Source organism: Caulobacter sp. 602-1 (assembly GCF_003931565.1).
Classification (GTDB): domain Bacteria; phylum Pseudomonadota; class Alphaproteobacteria; order Caulobacterales; family Caulobacteraceae; genus Caulobacter.
The window spans coordinates 58,542-76,113 of the sequence record NZ_RRYI01000007.1 but is presented as its reverse complement, the minus strand read 5'-3'; the positions used below and the strand labels follow the sequence as shown (position 1 = coordinate 76,113).

The window sequence follows — 17,572 nt, the reverse complement described above, 5'->3', positions numbered from 1 at the left end:
TCATGCAGCTAAGCCGAAATCGCCCCAACCACCAAAGTGATCAGACGCCAAAGCGCAGATGGATCAGCGGGTAGGGGCGGCCCTGGCCATCGGTCGCCGACCAGCCGATCCGTTCGAAGCCCATGTGCTCGTAGAAGCCGACGGCCTGGGCATTCTGCTCGTTGACGTCGGTGGTCAGGACCGGGTGAACCGCCAGGGCATAGTCGATCAACATGGCGCCGACGCCGGCCCCGCGATGCTGGGGATCGATGAACAAGGCCTCCATCTGGCCGTCGACGACCAGCATGAAGCCCAGCGGTCGATCGCGGTCGTCGACGGCCAGCGTCATCGACGCGTAGGGCAGGAAGCCCTCGACCTCGCGGCCGATCGCGGCGCGGTCCTCGGGAGACAGGAAATCATGGGTGGCGTCGACGGCGGCGGCCCAGATCTCGACGACGCGGGCGCCGTCTTCCGGGCGCGAGGGGCGGAGCTTGATCATGGCGGTGACCTAACCCGTCGCCGCTTTCCGCGCCAGTCGATCGGCCTGCCCCGGCATATTTCGCGGCGCCCCTGATAAACTCGGCCATGGCCCCCCATATGAAGGTCAGTCGCCGTCGGGAGCGAACCGCGTCGCGGTCAACGCTCGGGCTTGGCGGCGCTTGAGATTCTCCAAATGGACTGGCTTTTCCAGCTTTCGGCCGCCTGCGTGATCGCCGCGGCGATGATGCTTCCTGTTTTCCGCCTTTTCACCGTGGCGCCCAGCCGCGCCCGCGCGCCCTACCGCCCGTCCAAGGCGACGCCGCGATGAAAACCTATACGGGAACCCTGCCTTCGCCGCTGCGCGGATTGAACGATCCCCGCTCGACTGGCGGCCCGCCGCCCCTGAAGCGCGTGGATACGGTCGCTCAACGAGGCACCAAGACGTCTTGATCCAGGGCGGAGCCAAATGACGAAAGGGCCGGCGCTTTCACGCCGGCCCTTTTGCTTTGGGCCCGGCGCGCCGGCTCAGATCTCCTGATTGTACTTGCCGACGCGGTCGCCCAGCCGGGGCTTCACTTCCTCGCGGAAGAGGGCGCGCATGTCGTCCTCGGACCGGGTGCTCTCGACCACGACCACGACCTCCGGCTTGTTCGACGAGGCGCGGACCAGCACCCACGAGCCGTCTTCCAGGTGGACGCGCACGCCGTTGACCGTGATCACCTCGGTGATCTTGCGGCCCAGGATCGAACCGCCGGCGGCGAACAGGTCCTCATATTCCTTCACCACGTCGGCGACGACGCCGTATTTCACCTCGTCGCCGCAGTGCGGGCTCATGGTCAGCGAGGTGAAGGCCACCGGCAGGGCCTTGCGCATATCCGACAGCTTCAGGCCCGGGTTGCGATCCAGCATGGCCAGGATGGCCGCCGCCGCCGTCAGGCCGCAGTCGTAGCCGTAGCCCAGCTCGCCGTTCATGAAGAAGTGGCCGCTCTTCTCGAAGCCGGCCAGGGCCCCCAGCTCGGCGCTCTTGCGCTTGATGTAGCTGTGGCCGGTCTTCCAGTAGATCACCTTGCAGCCATGGGCGGCCAGGATCGGGTCGGTGGCGTAGAGGCCCGTCGACTTGACGTCGACCACGAAGGTCGCGCCCGGATGCAGCGGGGCCAGGTCGCGGGCCAGCATCAGGCCGATCTTGTCGGCGAAGATCTCCTCGCCCTCGTCGTCGACCACGCCGCAGCGGTCGCCGTCGCCGTCGAAGCCGAACGCCAGATCCGCCTTCTCCTCGCGCACGGCGTGGGCCATCGCGTGCAGCATCTCGGCGTCTTCGGGGTTGGGATTGTACTTGGGGAAGGTGAAGTCGAGGTCGGTGTCCATCGGCACGACCTCGGCCACGCCCATCTTCTGCAGGGCCTCGACCACGAAGGCGCCGGCCGTGCCGTTGCCGCAGGCGGCGATCACCTTCAGGGGGCGGGTGATGCTGGCGCGCTTGGCGACGTCGTCGATATAGCGCTGAGCCTCGCCCTGAACACGGATCAGCTTGCCGCCGTCGCGCTCGACGAACTTGGCGTTCAGCACGATGTCCTTCAGGCGGCTCATTTCGTCTGGGCCGAAGGTCAGCGGCTTCTGGGCGCCCATCTTCACGCCGGTCCAGCCGTTCTCGTTGTGGCTGGCCGTGACCATGGCCACGCACGGGATGTCGAGGTCGAACTGGGCGAAATAGGCGGTGGGCGAGAGGGCCAGACCGATGTCGTGCACCTCGCAGCCGGCGCTGATCAGGCCCAGGATCAGGGCGTTCTTGATCGAGGTCGAATAGGAGCGGAAGTCGTGGCCGACCACGATCTTCGACTGGCCCAGCTCGTGGATGTAGGTCCCCAGGCCCAGGCCCAGCGCCTGGACGCCCAGCAGGTTGATCTCGGGTCCGAACAGCCAGCGCGCGTCGTACTCGCGAAAGCCAGTCGCCTTGACCAGCGGCTCGTTCTCGTAGGCGGCGGTATTCGGGACGAGGTCGGAGCGCGGCGCGGAGAACATCGAAAGCTCGTTTCAGTTAAGGTGATGTGGCTGTAGCCGCCCGGACGCCGGGCGACTAGCGCGTTCACATGACAAAGTTCGATAAAGTCGAATGTGACCTAGATCACGCCGGCTCGGAGCAGGTCGTGAACATGCAGCACGCCGACGGGGCGTCCAGCGTCGACGACGAACAGCACGGTGATCCGGCGCTCGTTCATGACCTTCAGCGCCTCGGCGGCCAGGGCGCCGGAGGCGATGGTCAGAGGATCCCGAGTCATGACCTGGCCGGCCGTGTGCTGAAGCAGCCCGTCCATGTGCCGGCGCAGGTCGCCGTCGGTGATCAGGCCGGTCAACAGGCCCGCGCCGTCGACGACGCCGACCGCCCCGAAGCGCTTCTCGCTCATCACCAGCAGGGCGTCGGGCATGGCCGCGTCGACGCTCACCAAGGGGAGCTCGTCCTGCCCATGCATCAGGTCGGCCACGGTGCGCAGCATCGCGCCCAGCTTGCCGCCCGGGTGGAAGACGCGGAAGTCGCTGGCCGTGAAGCCGCGCCGTTCCAGCAGGGCCACGGCCAGGGCGTCGCCCAGGGCGATCTGCAGGGTCGTCGACGTGGTCGGCGCATTGACCTCGGCCGTCGCCTCCGGCGAGTCAGGCAGCAGCAGCAGGATGTCGGCTGCCTGGCCCAGCGGGCTGTCGGCCACGGCGGTCATGGCCACCAGTGGGATCGAGAAACGCTTGGCGTAGGCCAGGGTGTCGGAAAGCTCGCGCCCCGCGCCGGACTTCGACAGGGCCAGGATCACGTCGTCGGGACCGATCATGCCGAGGTCGCCGTGGCTGGCCTCGGCCGGATGGACGAACATGGCCGAGGTGCCGGTCGAGGCCAGGGTGGCGGCGATCTTGCGCGCGACGTGACCGGACTTGCCCATGCCGGTGCAGACGACCCGTCCCTTGGCGTCGAACACGGCCTCGACCGCGCGGACGAAGGTGTCGCCCAGCGACTCGGCCAGGGTGTTGAGCGCGTCGGCCTCCGTGCTCAGCACGCGACGGCCGACCGCGACGGCGTCGAAAGCGCTCATTGCGGGGCCGGGGCCGGGGCCGGGGCGGGGGCTTGGGGCGGAGCGGGCGGCGGCGCCTCGGACGGCATCTGGCCCACGGCCTCGACGGCCTTCTTGGCCGCCTGGTCGCGACGCATCGCGGCGTCCTTTTCCTTCTGGATCCGGGCCTTCATCTCCGGCGTCTGCTGTACGGGCGTGTGGCCGAACGGACCCCAGGAACGGTCGCCCTGGCCTTGGGGCCAGACGAGGGAGAGGGCGATCAGCGCGGCGGCGACCAGTCCCATCAGCGGCATGAAAATGCGATCAGGCATGGCCCGCCTATAGCATGCGGCGCGGCGCGGGGGAGGGGGAAGAGCGGGGACGCGCACGTATCGCGCCGTGCTCCGCGCTTGACGCTGCGGCCGCGGAGCCTTAGCCCGCGCCCATACCTCCCCGATCCGCGAAGGAAGCCGCCCGATGCCGACCCTCGTCCTGCTCCGCCACGGCCAGAGCCAGTGGAACCTGGAAAACCGCTTCACGGGCTGGGTCGACGTCGACCTGACGGCCGAGGGCGAGGCCCAGGCCAAGAAGGGCGGCGAACTGATCAAGGACGCCGGCATCCAGATCGACCACGCCTTCACCTCGGTCCAGACCCGCGCCATCCGCACGGGCAATCTGGCGCTGGACGCCGCCAAGCAGAGCTTCGTGCCGGTGACCAAGGACTGGCGTCTGAACGAGCGCCATTACGGCGGCCTGACCGGCCTGAACAAGGCCGAGACGGCCGAGAAACACGGTGTCGAGCAGGTCACCGTCTGGCGCCGCTCGTACGATATCCCGCCGCCGGAACTGGCTCCGGGCGGCGAGTACGACTTCAGCAAGGACCGTCGCTACAAGGGCGCCGATCTGCCGTCGACCGAGAGCCTGGCCACGACCCTGGTCCGCGTTCTGCCGTACTGGGAAAGCGACATCGCCCCGCATCTGAAGGCCGGCGAGACGGTTCTGATCGCGGCCCACGGCAATTCGCTGCGCGCTATCGTCAAGCACCTGTTCAACGTGCCGAACGACAAGATCGTCGGCGTCGAGATCCCGACGGGCAATCCGCTGGTCATCGAGCTGGACGACCAGCTCAAGCCGATCAGCGCCCGCTACCTTGACGAAAGTCGGGCCGAATCTCTGCCCCAAGTTGGGTAATATTCTGGTCAAGCTTCAACAGAAGCCCTTGGAAACACGGCGTTAATTTTGCTCTGTGCATGGTGATCCCCTATCCGGGATTCCATGCCAGACATGAGCGCCGCCGCCAGCACGACACAGGAATACAAGCGCCTGACGCAGCATGACGTTGACGTCATCTGCGCCAAGCACGATCGCCTGTGGTCGGCCCGCCTGGGCGGGGCGCGGGCCGTGTTCGCCTTCTGCGATCTGTCGGGCCTGTCGATGACCGGCCGCAATCTGTGCGACGCCGACTTCACCGGTGCGATGATGGTCGGTTGCGACCTGCGCAAGACCAAGCTGGACAACGCCAATCTCTACGGCGCGGACTTGCAGGGGGCGGAGCTGACCGACGCTTCGATGCGTCGCGCCGACCTGCGCGGCTCCAGCCTGCGCGGCGCGAACCTGACCGGCGCCGACATGTTCGAGGCCGACCTGCGCGAAGGGACCATCGCCGCCGCCGACCGCAAGGAAGGCTACCGCGTCATCGAACCGGTCCAGCGCGAGGCCTACGCCAAGGGGGCCAACCTGTCGGGCGCCAATCTGGAACGTTCGCGCCTGTCGGGCATCGTCGCCACCAAGGCCGACTTCAGCGACGCCATCCTCAAGGACGCCAAGCTGGTCCGCGCCAACCTCAAGCAGGCCAATTTCAACGGGGCGAACCTGGCGGGGGCCGACCTGTCGGGCGCCAATCTGGCCGGGGCCGACCTGCGCAACACGGTGCTGGTCGGCGCCAAGACCATGTCGTGGAACATCAACGACACCAATCTGGAAGGGGCCCTGACCGACAAGCCGTCGGGCACCAGCATCTCGGACCTGCCGTACGAGCAGATGATCGCCGACCACGCGCGGTGGATCGACACCGGCGGCGCCGAGGGTAAGCCGTCCGTGTTCGACAAGGCCGATCTGCGCAATCTGCGCTCGGTCCGGGGCTTCAATCTGACGGCCCTGTCGGCCAAGGCCGCGGTGTTCTACGGCCTCGACATGGAAGGCGTGCAGATGCAGGGAGCGCAGCTGGACGGCGCCGACCTGCGCGCCTGCAACCTGCGCCGGGCCGATCTGCGCGGCGCGCGCCTGAAGGGCGCCAAGCTGACCGGTTCGGACCTGCGCGACGCCCAGCTGGGGCCGCTGCTGATCGCCGCCGACCGGGTGCTGCCCGTGGACCTGACCGGCGCCATCCTGGCCAATGCCGACCTGGCGCGAGCCGACCTTCGCCAGGCCCGGATGGCCGGGGCCGACGTGTCGCGCGCCAATTTTACGGGAGCCCAGCTCAAGGATGTCGACCTGACCGGCGCGATCCGTCTGGCGGCGCGTGGCCTGGACGATGTGATTTAGGAAAATATCGCGACAAAAGGACGCATGCTTAACGCTTCGCTCGTCCCTCGTCGCTAGAGTCCGCGTAACTCAGAAAAGCACCTAACGGGGAACCAACGTTATGAACGCCGCGCAAAGCGTGGTCGGGCGTCGTCGCCTGAGCCAGGCCGAGCTCGACATGATCGTAACGGCGCACGAGAAATTCGTTACCGGCAAGCAGGGCGGCAAACGCGCCTCCCTACGCTTCATGCAGCTGTCGGGCCTAGATCTGTCGTTCCGAAATCTGACCGACGCGGACCTGACCGCTTCAGTCCTCGAAAACTGCCGCATGGTTCGCACCAAGCTGGACCGCGCCAGCCTGTTCGGCTGCGACCTGCGCAAGAGCGACATGCGACAGGCCTCGCTGGTCCGAGCCGATCTGCGCGGCGCCTGCCTGCGCGGCGCCAACCTGGCCCAGGCCGACCTGACTCAGGCCGACTTCCGCGAAGGCCAGATCGCCATCCCGCACCCCCGCAAGGGCCTCGACACCCTGCGTCACGAGACGCGCCAGGGCGAGGTCGACGAAGTCAACTTCTCCGGCGCCACCCTGGACGGCTCGCAGTTCGAGGGCGTCTCCGCGTTCAAGGCCGACTTCAGCGACTGCTCGCTGAGGGGGGCCAAGCTGTCGGGCGCGAACCTCAAGGAAGCCAATCTGGTCGGGGCCATCCTCGACGGCGCCGACGTCAAGGGCTGCAACCTCGAGGGCGCCAACCTGTCGGGCGCCGTGATGGCCGGGGTCGACACGTCCACGGCGCGCACCAGCGGCGCCAGCATGACCGGCGCGGTGGTCACGGTGACCCGCGAGGCGATCGGCAAGGCTCAGGAACTTTACAATCGCTGCCTGGGCAACCAGCGCTGGTGCCAGACCGGCGGCAAGGAGGGCGCGGCCGCCCGCCTCGACGGCGAGGACCTGCGTCCGCTGGGCGACAAGCTGAAGGGGCTGCGCCTGACGGCGATGAGCGCCAAGGGCGCCTGCATGGTGGGCCTGGATCTGTCCGGCGCCCAGCTGCAGGGCGCGAACCTGCAGAACGCCGACCTGCGCACGGCCAATCTGCGCGGCGCGGATCTGCGCGGCGCCCGTTTGACCGGCGCCAATCTGACCAAGGCGGACCTGCGCCAGGCCTTCCTGTCGCCGCTGCCGCTCGGACCGACGCGCCAGACCCAGTCGAACCTGCAGGGCGCGCGCGTACGCTACGCCCTGGTCCAGGCGGCCGATCTCAGCGAAGCCGTCTTCGACGGCGCCGACCTGCGCGGCTCGGACTTCACCGGCGCTCGGGTGGCCAAGGCCAGTTTCCGCCAGGTGGATCTGAGCCAGGTCCAGGGCCTGGATTTCTCGCTGCCCTGAACGGAAAAAGGCGGCGCATCGCTGCGCCGCCCAAGTTCAGAGGGGATTGAGGGGAGACCTGGGAGAGGCGCGCCGTTAGGCGGCCTTTTCGCCTTCGATCAGGGTCGAGCCGGCGTTCGATTTGATCTCAACCGTGCGGGGCTTGAGGGCTTCGGGCAGCTCACGCTTCAGCGCGATCGACAGCAGGCCGTTCGACAGGTCGGCGTCGACAACGACTAGGTAGTCGGTCAGCTGGAACTTGCGCTCGAAGTTGCGCTCGGCCAGGCCACGATGCAGGTACTGCTTGGCGTCGCCGTCATTGGCGGCCTTGCGGCCGGTGACCGTCAGCAGGTTTTCCTTCACTTCGACGGTCAGTTCATCGGGCTTGAAGCCGGCCACCGCGATCTCGATCCGGTAGTCGTTCTCGCCGGTGCGTTCGATATTGTAGGGAGGATAGCCCGAGGCCGCTTCGGTGCGGGCGGCGGCGTCCAGCTGGTCGGCGAGGCGGTCGAAGCCGACGAGCGAGCGGTACAGGGGCGAAAGGTCGATCGTACGCATGGGTCAGATCCTTCTCATCAAGCAAGGTCTTTGAATGTTCGTCCCGTCGGCGACCCGAAATCGGCGTCGCCAGGTGGTCCGGAAGGCCCGGGTGTCCAGCGCCTTCGTGAAACTAGTTGGTGAGCGAATTTGGGGGTTCAAGGGGCGCAAGCTCACGGAACGTGAATCGTTTGACGCACCGGCTCCCCCCGCTAAGGTCGCGGCCTCCGTTACGCCGAAGGACACGTCCCCCATGCCGCTTCGCCGCCACATGCTGTTGCTCGCCGCCGCCATCACCCTGGCCGCGCCCGCCGCCTTCGCCTCGACCGACCCGGCCCTGCAGGCCGCCGTCGCCTCGCCGACCCGTCCCGCCGGCGACGTCGCCCGCGACGGCGCGCGTCACCCGGTCGAGAGCCTGACCTTCTGGGGCTTGAAGCCCAAGCAGACCGTGATCGAGATCTCGCCCGGCGGCGGCTACTGGACCGAGATCCTGGCCCCCTACGCCAAGGCCACCGGCGGGACCTATGTCGCCGGCGTCGCCGACCTGTCGAATCCCAAGATCTCGGAAGGGGCCAAGAAGGGCCGCGCCGACTTCGAGGCCCGCTTCGCCGACCCGGCCAAGTACGGCCAGCCGCGGTTCGTCAATTTCGGCGCCCAGTCGGGCCCGCTGGGCGCGCCCGGCTCGGCCGATCTCGTGCTGACCGCGCGCAACGTCCACAACTGGACTCAGGCGCCGGGCATGGCCGACAAGGTGTTCGCCGACTTCTTCGCCGTGCTCAAGCCCGGCGGCGTGCTGGCCGTCGAGGATCACCGCGCCGATCCGCGCTCGGAAAAGGACGCCGGCGCCGACGGCTATCTGAACACCGCCACCGTGATCGCCCTGGCCGAGAAGGCCGGGTTCAAGCTGGACGCCAAGTCCGAGATCAACGCCAATCCCAAGGACACCAAGGACCACCCCTTCGGCGTCTGGACCCTGCCGCCGACCAAGCGCACCGCGCCCGGCGGCCAGCCCGCCAATCCGAATTTCGATCGCACGAAGTACGACGCGATCGGCGAGAGCGATCGCATGACCCTGCGCTTCCGGAAGCCCGCCTAGGTTCGGTCCGCCCGACTTTGGTCAAGGTCGGCCGGCAAGCTGGCTGCATTACGGGGGAATGATGTTTCCAGCAGGGTATTGGTCGCGGCGAGGAGTCCTGGCGAGCGTCGGCGCGCTGGGACTCTCGGCCTGCGGTAAGCGGAACGACCCTGCCAAGACCGAGGCCAAGGCGGCCCAGAAGGCTGGGCCGGCGACCGTCGAGACGGCCGTGGCCGGCGACTGGCGACCGCCCGCCGACCGCGCCCGCGACGTCTGGCGCCATCCGGTCGAGACCCTGAAGTTCTGGGGGCTGAAGCCCGGCCAGACGGTGGTCGAGTTCTGGCCTGGCGCCGGCTGGTACACCGACATCCTGGCGCCGTTCCTGGCCGACACCCGCGGCAAGCTCTACGAAGCCGAACTGCAGACCGACGACCCGTCGGAGCCGGCCGCGGCCGAGATCGTCGAGGCCTACCGTCGCAAGCTGTCCGAGAAGAAGAAGCTCTATGGCGAGGTGACCTTCACCGCCTTCGGCCCGACCAGCGGCCCGGTGGCCCCGGCGGGCGCGGCGGACCTCGTGCTGTTCCTGCGCAACCTGCACAACTGGATGGCTGGCGGCATCGCCGAAAAGGCCTTCAAGGACGCCCTGGCGGCTCTGAAGCCGGGCGGAATCCTGGGCGTCGAGGAGCATCGCGGCGAGCCGGGGCGCGTGCAGGACGTGTTGGCCGCCGACGGCTATGTCCAGCAGGACTACGTGATCCAGATGGCCAAGGAGGCCGGCTTCGTCCTGGCCGGAACCAGCGAGATCAACGCCAATCCCAAGGACACTAAGGACCACCCGTTCGGTGTGTGGACCCTGCCGCCGACGCGCCTGTCCGCCCCGCGGGGGGAGCCGGCCGAACCTGGCTTCGACCATTCCAAATATGACGCCATCGGCGAAAGCGACCGCATGACCCTGAAGTTCGTGAAGCCCAAATGAAGCGCGCCCTGATCCTGGCCGCCGCGTTGGCGGCGGCCGCCACCCCGGCCTTCGCCGAGAAGAGCGCGCCGGCCGGCAAGGTGCTGCCGTTCCTGGACAGGTTCCTGAAGGTCCCGCCGGCCGAGAGCGCGCGCGTGAAGCTGTCCTATGCCATCCGTCACGACGGCCAGATGATGCCGAACCTGAAGGCGACTCTGGTCGAGAAGAGCGGCGCGCGCACGCCGTTGCCGGTCAACGGGGAGGGCTATTTCGACCGCCTGCCGACCCTGGCCCAGATGCAGGGCGATCCGACTATCGTCCTGGATGTGCCCGCCGACATGAAGCTGGGCTCGATGATGAGTTTCGGCACGCAGCTGCCGCCCGCCCGCGAATACGACGCCCGCGAGCTTGTCGCGACGGTCAACGAGGCCAACACCGTGATCGGCAAGGCCGCCGGCCCGATGTCGTTCATGGCGCCCAAGATGACCGGGATCGCCTTCTCCAAGGCCGAGGGCGGGACGATCGTCTTCGCCGACGGCCACAGCGCGCCGCTGCCCCAGGCCAAGGACGTCCCTTATTTCCGTCCCGCGGACCATCAGGGCGCCGTACGGGTAAAGTTGACAAAAACGCCAACTAAGGTCGGGTTCTACGACGGGAAGAAATAAGGCCCTGGGTCGTCTGAACGGTGTTTACTTATCGAGACGGCCCGGTCTAGCTATCCGCCACACTTTTTCGCGCAGAGGGAGATCGCGCTCATGGCCACGCTTCAGGAAATCACCGATCGCATCAAGGGCGCCGTGGGCGACGACAGCGGTCTCGGCAAGAGCCTCAAGTTCGACCTTAAGGACGCCGGCGTCATCCACATCGATGGCGGCTCGGTGACCAACGAAGACAAGCCGGCTGACCTGACCATGACGCTCAGCCTGGACGATCTGCTGGCCATCGGCGCCGGCTCGCTGGACCCGACCATGGCGGTCATGACCGGCAAGCTGAAGCTGTCGGACATGGGCACGGCCATGGCCCTGCAGCCCAAGATGGGCGCCCTGTTCGCCAAGATGCGCTAACCCGCGATGACGGAAGAACCGGCGCGTCTGGTCTCGATTCCCGAGGCTCCGGTTCCCGATCACGGCAAGGCCGAGTGGTTTCGCGGCGCGGATGGGGCGACCCTCCGCGCCGCGACGTTTTTCCCGGAGGGCCCGGCGCGCGGGACGGTGGTGCTCAGCCCCGGACGCAGCGAGCCGATCGAGAAATATTTCGAGGTCGTCGAGGACCTCCAGAGCCGCGGCTTCGCCGTGCTGCTGCATGACTGGCGAGGGCAGGGGCTGTCGGCCCGCGGCCTGCCGGACCGCCTCAGGGGGCACGCCCGGGGCTTCAAGACCTTCGTCTCCGACCACACGGCGCTGCTCGACACGTTCGAGGCGCGGATGCCCAAGCCCTGGATCGCGGTTTCCCACTCGATGGGCGGCTGCCTGACCATGCTGGCCCTTGCTCGTGGCGAGACGCGGTTCGCCGCCGCCGTGCTGTCCGCGCCGATGCTGGGCCTGAACACGGCCGGCGTTCCGCCCTGGCTGGCCAAGCCGCTGGCCTGGACGATGTCGCGGATCGGTCGGGCTGGGGACTACGTGTCCGCCGCCTATGATCCTCTGACCCAGACCTTCCAGGCCGACGGCCTGACCCATGACGAGACGCGCTACGACCGTTATCAGGCGCAGCTGCGCGCTGATCCCGAGATCGCCCTGGGCGGCATGACCTGGGGCTGGGCCGATTTCGCCATCTCGGCCTGCGCCTGGCTGCGGGACGGCAAGGGCGTGGAGAAAATCCAGATTCCGGTGACCATCGTCGGGGCCGAGCTCGACAACCGCGTCCTGAACGCCGACGCCGAATCGATCGCCGGCCGCATCCCCAAGGGGCGCTATGTCGAGGTCCCGGGCGCGTTCCACGAGATCCTGATCGAGACCGATCCCCGCCGGGCGCTGTTCTGGAAGGCCTTCGACGAGACGGTGGACCCTGTCGCGCCGCGTGAGCCGATTACTTCGCCGAACGCTTCAGACTGACCAGGGCCTCGTCCAGCGGTCGGCGGTCGCCGGAGATGACCATCTGGCCGCCGTTCGGGCCGACGGGTTCGCCGCGCCAGTTGGTGACCAGACCACCGGCGCCCTCGACCACCGGGATGGCGGCCTCGATGTCCCAGGACTTCAGGCCCGCCTCGATGACCATGTCGATCTTGCCCATGGCGACCATGGCGTAGGCATAGGCGTCGCAGCCCAGGCGGGCCAGCTTGACGGCCGCCCGCACCTGCAGCCAGGCGCCGCGTTCAGCCCCGTCGAAGCAGGCGTCGGGATCGGTGGTGGCGATCACGGCGTCGGTCAGGTCGGCGCATTCGCGGACCTTGATCGGCGTCTCCTGGCCGCGCGCCAGCAGGCGCGAGCCGCCGGCATGGCCGATGAACAGCTCGCCGACATAGGGCTGGCCGATCGAGCCCAGCACAGGGCGCCCCTGGTGGCGCAGGCCGATCAGGGTGGTCCAAAGCGGCAGGCCGGAGATGAAGGCGCGCGTGCCGTCGATCGGGTCCAGCACCCAGACGAACTCCGCGTCCGGGCGATCCTCGCCGTACTCCTCGCCGATCACGCCGTGCTCGGGGAATCGCTCGCCGATCAGCTTGCGGATCGCCGCTTCCGCGCCGCGGTCGGCCTCGGTCACGGGGTCGAAAGCCGCGTGGCTGTCGCGCGGGAGGTTCTTGCCGGCTCCCTTGTCCTCCAGGCCATGGTCGGCCCGGAAAAGCGGCAAGATCGCATCCGCGGACGCGCGGTTCAGATCGATGATGAAGGCGTCGAGCGCCGTGAGCCGGTCAGCGGAAAGCGTCATGAGCGGGGGTTTAGCGCCCCCGCCTCACGTAAGCTACCGTTGTCAGGCGTCCGCGTGCTCGGGACCACCGCCGTTCAGCGATTTGGCCAGGTCCAGCAGGCGACGGCGCGGACGCTCGCCTAGCAGGTAGTACGCGCGGATCAGGTCCAGCGTCTCCTTGCGGGCGAACATCTCGCCGCCTTCGGCCGACTCGCCTGCGCTCTCGCGGCGCACGTCCGAGAGACCATCGTAGAAGTAGCCGACCGGCACTTCCAGCGCCTCGGACAGCTGCCACAGACGCGCGGCGGAGATGCGGTTGGCGCCGCACTCGTACTTTTGAATCTGCTGGAACCGCACGCCGACGGCGCCCGCCAGTTGTTGCTGGGTCAAACCCAGCAGACGACGGCGGCGACGCAGGCGTTTGCCCAGGTGCGTATCGATGTCGTTACCCATGGAAGCCGTGCCCCCTAGCTTTCTGGAGCCGTCCCGAAACGGAACGACCTAGGCTGACAGCCGCAAGTCGCGTGCCGGGCGAAGCGAAGTTGCGCGGGACGTGGGAGCCAGCCTACTTAGGACCTATGTCGGATAAGCGTCAGCCCTGGGTTCAGGACATTCTGTGGCGGTTGGAGGCCCTGGGCTTCGACCTCTTTATCGGCGCCGTGCGTCTGATGGGCGTGGACCGCGCCTCGGACTTCGGCGGCTGGCTGGGCCGCACGTTCGGACCCCTCAGCGGCGCGCACAAGGTCGCGACGCGCAATCTGAAGCTGGCCTTTCCGGAAAAGGACGCCGCCTGGCATGCGCGGATTCTGGATGAGCAATGGGAGGGCCTGGGCCGCTCGTTCGCCGAGTTTCCTTTGATGGACAGGATCCTGCCGTCCACCGGCCGGGTCGAGGTGGTCAATGCCGAGCGCTTGGCGCAGATCGCCGAGCAGAAGACGCCGGTGGTGTTCGTGTCAGGCCATCTGTCCAACTGGGAGGTTATGCCCGCGGCCATCGTCGACAGCGGCGTGATCTGCGAGATGACCTATCGCGCGGCCAACAATCCCTATGTCGACAAGCGCATCCGCGACAGCCGCTTCCGCTACGGGGTGCGCCTGTTTGCGCCCAAGGGCGGCGACGGGTCCCGCGAACTGCTGAAGGGCATGATGGAGGGGCGGTCGGTCGCCCTGATGAACGATCAGAAGTTCAATAGCGGCGTGGCCGCCCCGTTCTTCGGCCACGACGCCCGCACCGCACCGGCGCCGACGCGCCTGGCGATCCGTTTTGGCACGGTGCTGCAGCCGATGTCCGTGCAGCGGCTGAAGGGCGCGCGGTTCCGGGCGGTGGTGCACCCGCCGATCGTCCCGCCCAACACGGGCAATCGCACGGCCGACATCGAGGCCGGGGTGAGGATGATCAACGCCTTCATGGAAGACCGCATCCGCGAGCGGCCGGCCGAGTGGTTCTGGGTCCACCGCCGCTGGCCGAACGAGGTCTATGCCGAACTGGCCGACCGCGAGCGCGCGGCGCAAGCCGCCAGCGCCTAGATTTCCAGCGTGTCGGCGGCCGCGTCCTTCTCGCCGGAGCGGCGGAAGGGGCCGCTATAGTAGGGGTCGACGCGGCGGCGGCGGCACGGACCGAAATAGTCCTCCGAACGGATGAACGGCCGCGGATGGAAGATCACCGTGTTGATCCGGTCCAGCAGCGAGCGGGCCGTCACCGGCTTGACCACCACCTCGGTCACCCCCGCGTCGCGGGCTTCGAACACACGGTGACGCTCTGCGAAGCCGGTCAGCATGATGACGGGCAAGAACGGGTCGACGCTGTCGGGCGAGTTGCGGACCAGCTGGGTGAACTGCACCCCGTCCAGGGGGGTCATCTTGAAGTCGACGATGGCGATGTCGGTTTGCCAGTCGCGCAGGATCTGCAGGCCCTCGGCCCCGTCCATGGCTTCACGGATGTGCCGAACGCCCACGCCCTTGAGGATCGCCGAGACGATCGACCGGATGTGCTGGTTGTCATCCACCAGCAGAAAGCGCAGCTTTTCGAACGCCGCCGACATGCGGAAGCCGCCTCCTCAGATCATACGGGAAGACCGGAACTCCGAAGCCGCTCCCCCGCGTCTCCATGTCCCGATGCGGCGGCATAGCTACCTAAGGATTGAAATTCGCGCCAGGGGCGAAATGGCAGAATCTCAAGCGCGGAAGGGGCCCGCGCCGACCAGCAGCGACGGATCGAGATTGCGGCCGCGCCATTTCATCCGCCAGCACAGATGCGGCCCGGTCGCGCGGCCTTCCTTGCCCGTTTCGGCGATCAGCTGTCCTTGCTTGACGTAAGTGCCCGTCGCAACAAGGATTTTCGACAGGTGAAGATAGGCGGTGACCAGGCCCTGGCCGTGATCGACCAGCACGAGACCGCCTTCATAATGCAGTCCGGTCTCGGCGAAACACACCAGGCCGCCGGCCGGGGCGCGCACCGGCGCGCCCACCGGGGTGGCCAGATCGACCCCATAATGGGGACGCTTGGGTTCGCCGTTGAGGATGCGCTGGCCGCCGAACCGGGCCGAACGGCGCGCGCCCACAACCGGAAGTATGAAGCCATCGCGAAATCCCTCGAGATCGGCCTGGCTGGCGAAGCCGGCGACCTTGCGGGCGTTCTCGGCGGTGATCCGCTCCAGCAGAGCCGGGTCGGTCGGCGTCACCTGTTGCGGCGGCAGGCCATCGATGCGCTGGACGTCGAAGTCGCCGACCGCGATCGTTCGGTCGTCGACGGCCGAGCCGTCCGGCGTCGTGACGGTCAGCTTGCTGGTCGGGAGGGCGTCGCGGTCGAAGCCGATCACGAACCACCCGTTGGCCGAGGCGGTGGTCAGCGCCTGGCCGTCGAGATCGATCACCGCGCGAGGCGTCGTTCGGCCCACCGCATAGCCGCCCTGGACGAACTTGCCCGTCAGCGACAGGCCCGGCGCGGCGGCGCGGGCTGTCGTCGTGAAGGCGGCCGAGAGCGGAAGCGCGGCGAGGACCGCGCGGCGGCTCAGGCCCCTTGCCAACGCTTCAGCGCCTCGGCGGGACCGGCATAGGCTTCCTGGTGCTCGGGGCTCCAGTAGCGAAGGGCTTCCAGCGGGATTGGCTTGTTGGTGATGGCGCACAGCACGAAGCGGCCGGGGCTGAGCACGGCGTACTCGCCGTCCCCATAGTGCAGGACGGCCAAGCCGTCGGACTTGCCGAGATCACGATCGAAAGCGTTCATGAATTCTACTCTACGCCAGGAAGGGGCTTCAGAACAGATCGCCTTGATCGACGGGCGGCGCGGCCGGCTTGGGGCGAGGCCTCGGCGCGGGGACGGATGTCGGCGCTGGCGGCGGGACAAACCCGCCTTCGCCGTCGATCACCGCGTCGCGGTCGCCGCTCTTGAACTTCAGGCTCACCCGTTCCCCCGAGACTAGGTCGGACGCCGAACGGGCCAGCGTGCCGTCGCCCTTGCGAACCAGGGCGAAGCCCAGTTCCAGCGGTCGTTCCGGGTTCAGCGACTGACGCAGCTTTTCCAAGCCGGCCAGGCGTTCTGCGTCGCGCTGAAGGCGACGGTCTCCCGCCGCGTTCAGGCGCTGCCACAGGGCGGGCAGGCGAGCGTGCTGGGCGACACGGTCGGGCGCGCGGCGGGCGGCCAGGTCCAGGCGACGGCCAAGGTCGCCGACACGCTCGGCCTTGATGGCGCGCTGCCGGGTCAGCACCTCCGGCGTCAGGCGCGCGGTGACCTTCAGCAACGCCTGAGCGTGGACGGTGGTGTTGCGATGCAGGGCCGCGTCCAGTCGCCCGGAGGCGATGTCGAACCGCTGCTGGGCGAGGGCCAGGATGTCGTCCGGCCGCGGCAGGCCGCGCGCGGCGCTGACCAGGCGCGTGCGGCGATCCTCGATCAGGCGCGCGCCCGAGCGGTTCAGGCGCCGATCGAAGTCCGAGATCAGGGCGCGCAGTTCGGCCAGCACAGGCGTGGCCATCTCGGCGGCGGCCGTCGGGGTCGGGGCGCGGCGATCGGAGACGAAGTCGATCAGGGTGGTGTCGGTCTCGTGTCCGACCGCCGAGATCAGCGGGATGGTCCCCTCGGCCACGGTGCGGGCCAGGGCCTCGTCGTTGAAGGCCCACAGGTCCTCGACCGAACCGCCTCCGCGCGCGACAATCAGGATGTCGGGACGCGGCACGGGGCCGCCCGGCGCGATGGCGTTGAAGCCGCGGATGGCCGCGCTGACCTGAACGGCGGCGGCGTCGCCCTGCACGACGCACGGCCAGACCAGCACCTGGCACGGCCAGCGGTCGCGGATGCGATGGAGAATGTCGCGGATCACCGCGCCGGTCGGGCTGGTGATGACGCCGACCACGGCCGGCATCGAGGGCAGCGGCTTTTTTCGCTCCGGCGCGAACAGGCCCTCGGCGGCCAGCTTGGCCTTCAGGCGTTCCAACTGCGCCAGCAGCGCGCCGACGCCGGCCGCCTCCATGCTGTCGATGACGATCTGGTAGCGCGACCCGGCCGGATAGGTGGTGATCTTGCCGGTGACGATGACCTCAAGCCCGTGCTCGGGCCGCACGCTCAAGGCCCGGACATTGCCTTTCCAGACAACGCCGTCGATGGCGGACTTGTCGTCCTTGATGGTCAGATAGACGTGGCCGTTGGAGTGGTGCGTGACCTTGGACAGCTCGCCGCGCAGCCGCACGAAGCCGTAGCGGTCCTCCAGCGTGCGCTTCAGGGCGAAGGCCAGTTCGGAGACCGAATAGGGCGGGGCGTTGGAATCGCTTGGCGGCAGATCGCTCATG

Annotated in this window: 21 protein-coding genes; 10 read left to right on the top strand and 11 right to left on the bottom strand. The window is 68.1% G+C overall.

The annotated features are described in order from the left end of the window. Nucleotides 1–40: 40 nt before the first annotated feature. Complete coding sequence (locus tag EIK80_RS19515) at nucleotides 41–478, bottom strand: acetyltransferase (protein WP_125158688.1); 438 nt, start codon at nucleotides 476–478, stop codon at nucleotides 41–43. Between the two features lie 174 nt (nucleotides 479–652). Between EIK80_RS19515 and EIK80_RS26915 the strand changes: the two genes are divergently transcribed. Beyond that, nucleotides 653–787: a hypothetical protein gene (locus tag EIK80_RS26915; RefSeq protein WP_255414603.1), complete on the top strand. Its 135-nt coding sequence runs from the start codon at nucleotides 653–655 to the stop codon at nucleotides 785–787. A gap of 197 nt (nucleotides 788–984) precedes the next feature. Here EIK80_RS26915 and EIK80_RS19510 read toward each other — a convergent pair whose 3' ends face one another. The 3 genes from EIK80_RS19510 to EIK80_RS19500 form a co-directional block, all read right to left on the bottom strand. Continuing rightward, a complete protein-coding gene (locus EIK80_RS19510; RefSeq protein ID WP_125158687.1) occupies nucleotides 985–2,481 on the bottom strand; it encodes a phosphomannomutase/phosphoglucomutase in 1,497 nt (498 codons plus the stop codon). Between the two features lie 98 nt (nucleotides 2,482–2,579). Beyond that, nucleotides 2,580–3,536, bottom strand: a complete 957-nt coding sequence (locus tag EIK80_RS19505; protein ID WP_125158686.1) for an SIS domain-containing protein — start codon at nucleotides 3,534–3,536, stop codon at nucleotides 2,580–2,582. After that, nucleotides 3,533–3,808: a hypothetical protein gene (locus tag EIK80_RS19500; RefSeq protein WP_233586896.1), complete on the bottom strand. Its 276-nt coding sequence runs from the start codon at nucleotides 3,806–3,808 to the stop codon at nucleotides 3,533–3,535. The genes EIK80_RS19505 and EIK80_RS19500 overlap by 4 nt, the downstream gene beginning before the upstream one ends. A gap of 163 nt (nucleotides 3,809–3,971) precedes the next feature. Here EIK80_RS19500 and gpmA point away from each other — a divergent pair, with 163 nt between their 5' ends. The 3 genes from gpmA (at nucleotide 3,972) to EIK80_RS19485 (ending at nucleotide 7,401) form a co-directional block, all read left to right on the top strand. After that, nucleotides 3,972–4,685: a 2,3-diphosphoglycerate-dependent phosphoglycerate mutase gene (gpmA, locus tag EIK80_RS19495; RefSeq protein ID WP_125158684.1), complete on the top strand. Its 714-nt coding sequence runs from the start codon at nucleotides 3,972–3,974 to the stop codon at nucleotides 4,683–4,685. Between the two features lie 93 nt (nucleotides 4,686–4,778). Then, the gene (locus EIK80_RS19490; protein ID WP_125158683.1) at nucleotides 4,779–6,038 is read left to right on the top strand and encodes a pentapeptide repeat-containing protein; all 1,260 of its coding nucleotides are present in this window, start codon (nucleotides 4,779–4,781) and stop codon (nucleotides 6,036–6,038) included. Between the two features lie 100 nt (nucleotides 6,039–6,138). Continuing rightward, complete coding sequence (locus tag EIK80_RS19485) at nucleotides 6,139–7,401, top strand: pentapeptide repeat-containing protein (RefSeq protein WP_125158682.1); 1,263 nt, start codon at nucleotides 6,139–6,141, stop codon at nucleotides 7,399–7,401. Nucleotides 7,402–7,476: 75 nt separating this feature from the next. Here the strand turns inward: EIK80_RS19485 and EIK80_RS19480 are convergent, their stop codons facing one another. Further along, complete coding sequence (locus tag EIK80_RS19480) at nucleotides 7,477–7,938, bottom strand: Hsp20 family protein (protein ID WP_125158681.1); 462 nt, start codon at nucleotides 7,936–7,938, stop codon at nucleotides 7,477–7,479. A gap of 232 nt (nucleotides 7,939–8,170) precedes the next feature. Between EIK80_RS19480 and EIK80_RS19475 the strand changes: the two genes are divergently transcribed. The 5 genes from EIK80_RS19475 (at nucleotide 8,171) to EIK80_RS19455 (ending at nucleotide 12,001) form a co-directional block, all read left to right on the top strand. Beyond that, on the top strand, nucleotides 8,171–9,013 hold the full coding sequence (locus EIK80_RS19475; RefSeq protein ID WP_125158680.1) for a class I SAM-dependent methyltransferase: 843 nt from the start codon (nucleotides 8,171–8,173) through the stop codon (nucleotides 9,011–9,013). 58 nt (nucleotides 9,014–9,071) lie between these two features. After that, nucleotides 9,072–9,968, top strand: coding sequence for a class I SAM-dependent methyltransferase (locus tag EIK80_RS19470; protein ID WP_125158679.1), 897 nt, complete (start codon nucleotides 9,072–9,074; stop codon nucleotides 9,966–9,968). Next, on the top strand, nucleotides 9,965–10,612 hold the full coding sequence (locus EIK80_RS19465; protein WP_125158678.1) for a hypothetical protein: 648 nt from the start codon (nucleotides 9,965–9,967) through the stop codon (nucleotides 10,610–10,612). Before EIK80_RS19470 ends, EIK80_RS19465 begins: the two co-directional genes overlap by 4 nt. Nucleotides 10,613–10,702: 90 nt before the next feature. Further along, the gene (locus tag EIK80_RS19460; protein ID WP_125158677.1) at nucleotides 10,703–11,011 is read left to right on the top strand and encodes an SCP2 sterol-binding domain-containing protein; all 309 of its coding nucleotides are present in this window, start codon (nucleotides 10,703–10,705) and stop codon (nucleotides 11,009–11,011) included. Nucleotides 11,012–11,017: 6 nt separating this feature from the next. After that, complete coding sequence (locus EIK80_RS19455) at nucleotides 11,018–12,001, top strand: alpha/beta fold hydrolase (protein WP_125158676.1); 984 nt, start codon at nucleotides 11,018–11,020, stop codon at nucleotides 11,999–12,001. On the opposite strand, the gene hisN is transcribed toward EIK80_RS19455, so the two are convergent. Both hisN and EIK80_RS19445 read right to left on the bottom strand, forming a co-directional pair. Continuing rightward, complete coding sequence (gene hisN / locus EIK80_RS19450) at nucleotides 11,976–12,812, bottom strand: histidinol-phosphatase (protein ID WP_125158675.1); 837 nt, start codon at nucleotides 12,810–12,812, stop codon at nucleotides 11,976–11,978. The two genes, EIK80_RS19455 and hisN, sit on opposite strands and share 26 nt — an antisense overlap. A gap of 42 nt (nucleotides 12,813–12,854) precedes the next feature. Further along, on the bottom strand, nucleotides 12,855–13,244 hold the full coding sequence (locus EIK80_RS19445; protein ID WP_125158674.1) for a helix-turn-helix domain-containing protein: 390 nt from the start codon (nucleotides 13,242–13,244) through the stop codon (nucleotides 12,855–12,857). Between the two features lie 125 nt (nucleotides 13,245–13,369). On the opposite strand from EIK80_RS19445, the gene EIK80_RS19440 reads away from it, so the two are divergent. Continuing rightward, the gene (locus tag EIK80_RS19440; protein ID WP_125158673.1) at nucleotides 13,370–14,317 is read left to right on the top strand and encodes a lysophospholipid acyltransferase family protein; all 948 of its coding nucleotides are present in this window, start codon (nucleotides 13,370–13,372) and stop codon (nucleotides 14,315–14,317) included. On the opposite strand, the gene EIK80_RS19435 is transcribed toward EIK80_RS19440, so the two are convergent. The 4 genes from EIK80_RS19435 to xseA all read right to left on the bottom strand — a co-directional run bounded on the left by EIK80_RS19435 (nucleotide 14,314) and on the right by xseA (nucleotide 17,571). After that, complete coding sequence (locus EIK80_RS19435) at nucleotides 14,314–14,832, bottom strand: response regulator (RefSeq protein WP_125158672.1); 519 nt, start codon at nucleotides 14,830–14,832, stop codon at nucleotides 14,314–14,316. The genes EIK80_RS19440 and EIK80_RS19435 overlap by 4 nt on opposite strands. A 132-nt stretch (nucleotides 14,833–14,964) precedes the next feature. Continuing rightward, a complete protein-coding gene (locus tag EIK80_RS19430) occupies nucleotides 14,965–15,816 on the bottom strand; it encodes a M23 family metallopeptidase (RefSeq protein ID WP_125158671.1) in 852 nt (283 codons plus the stop codon). After that, nucleotides 15,801–16,016, bottom strand: coding sequence for a DUF2093 domain-containing protein (locus EIK80_RS19425; RefSeq protein ID WP_125158670.1), 216 nt, complete (start codon nucleotides 16,014–16,016; stop codon nucleotides 15,801–15,803). The genes EIK80_RS19430 and EIK80_RS19425 overlap by 16 nt, the downstream gene beginning before the upstream one ends. A 28-nt stretch (nucleotides 16,017–16,044) precedes the next feature. Beyond that, on the bottom strand, nucleotides 16,045–17,571 hold the full coding sequence (xseA, locus tag EIK80_RS19420) for an exodeoxyribonuclease VII large subunit (RefSeq protein WP_125158669.1): 1,527 nt from the start codon (nucleotides 17,569–17,571) through the stop codon (nucleotides 16,045–16,047). Nucleotide 17,572 lies beyond the last annotated feature (1 nt).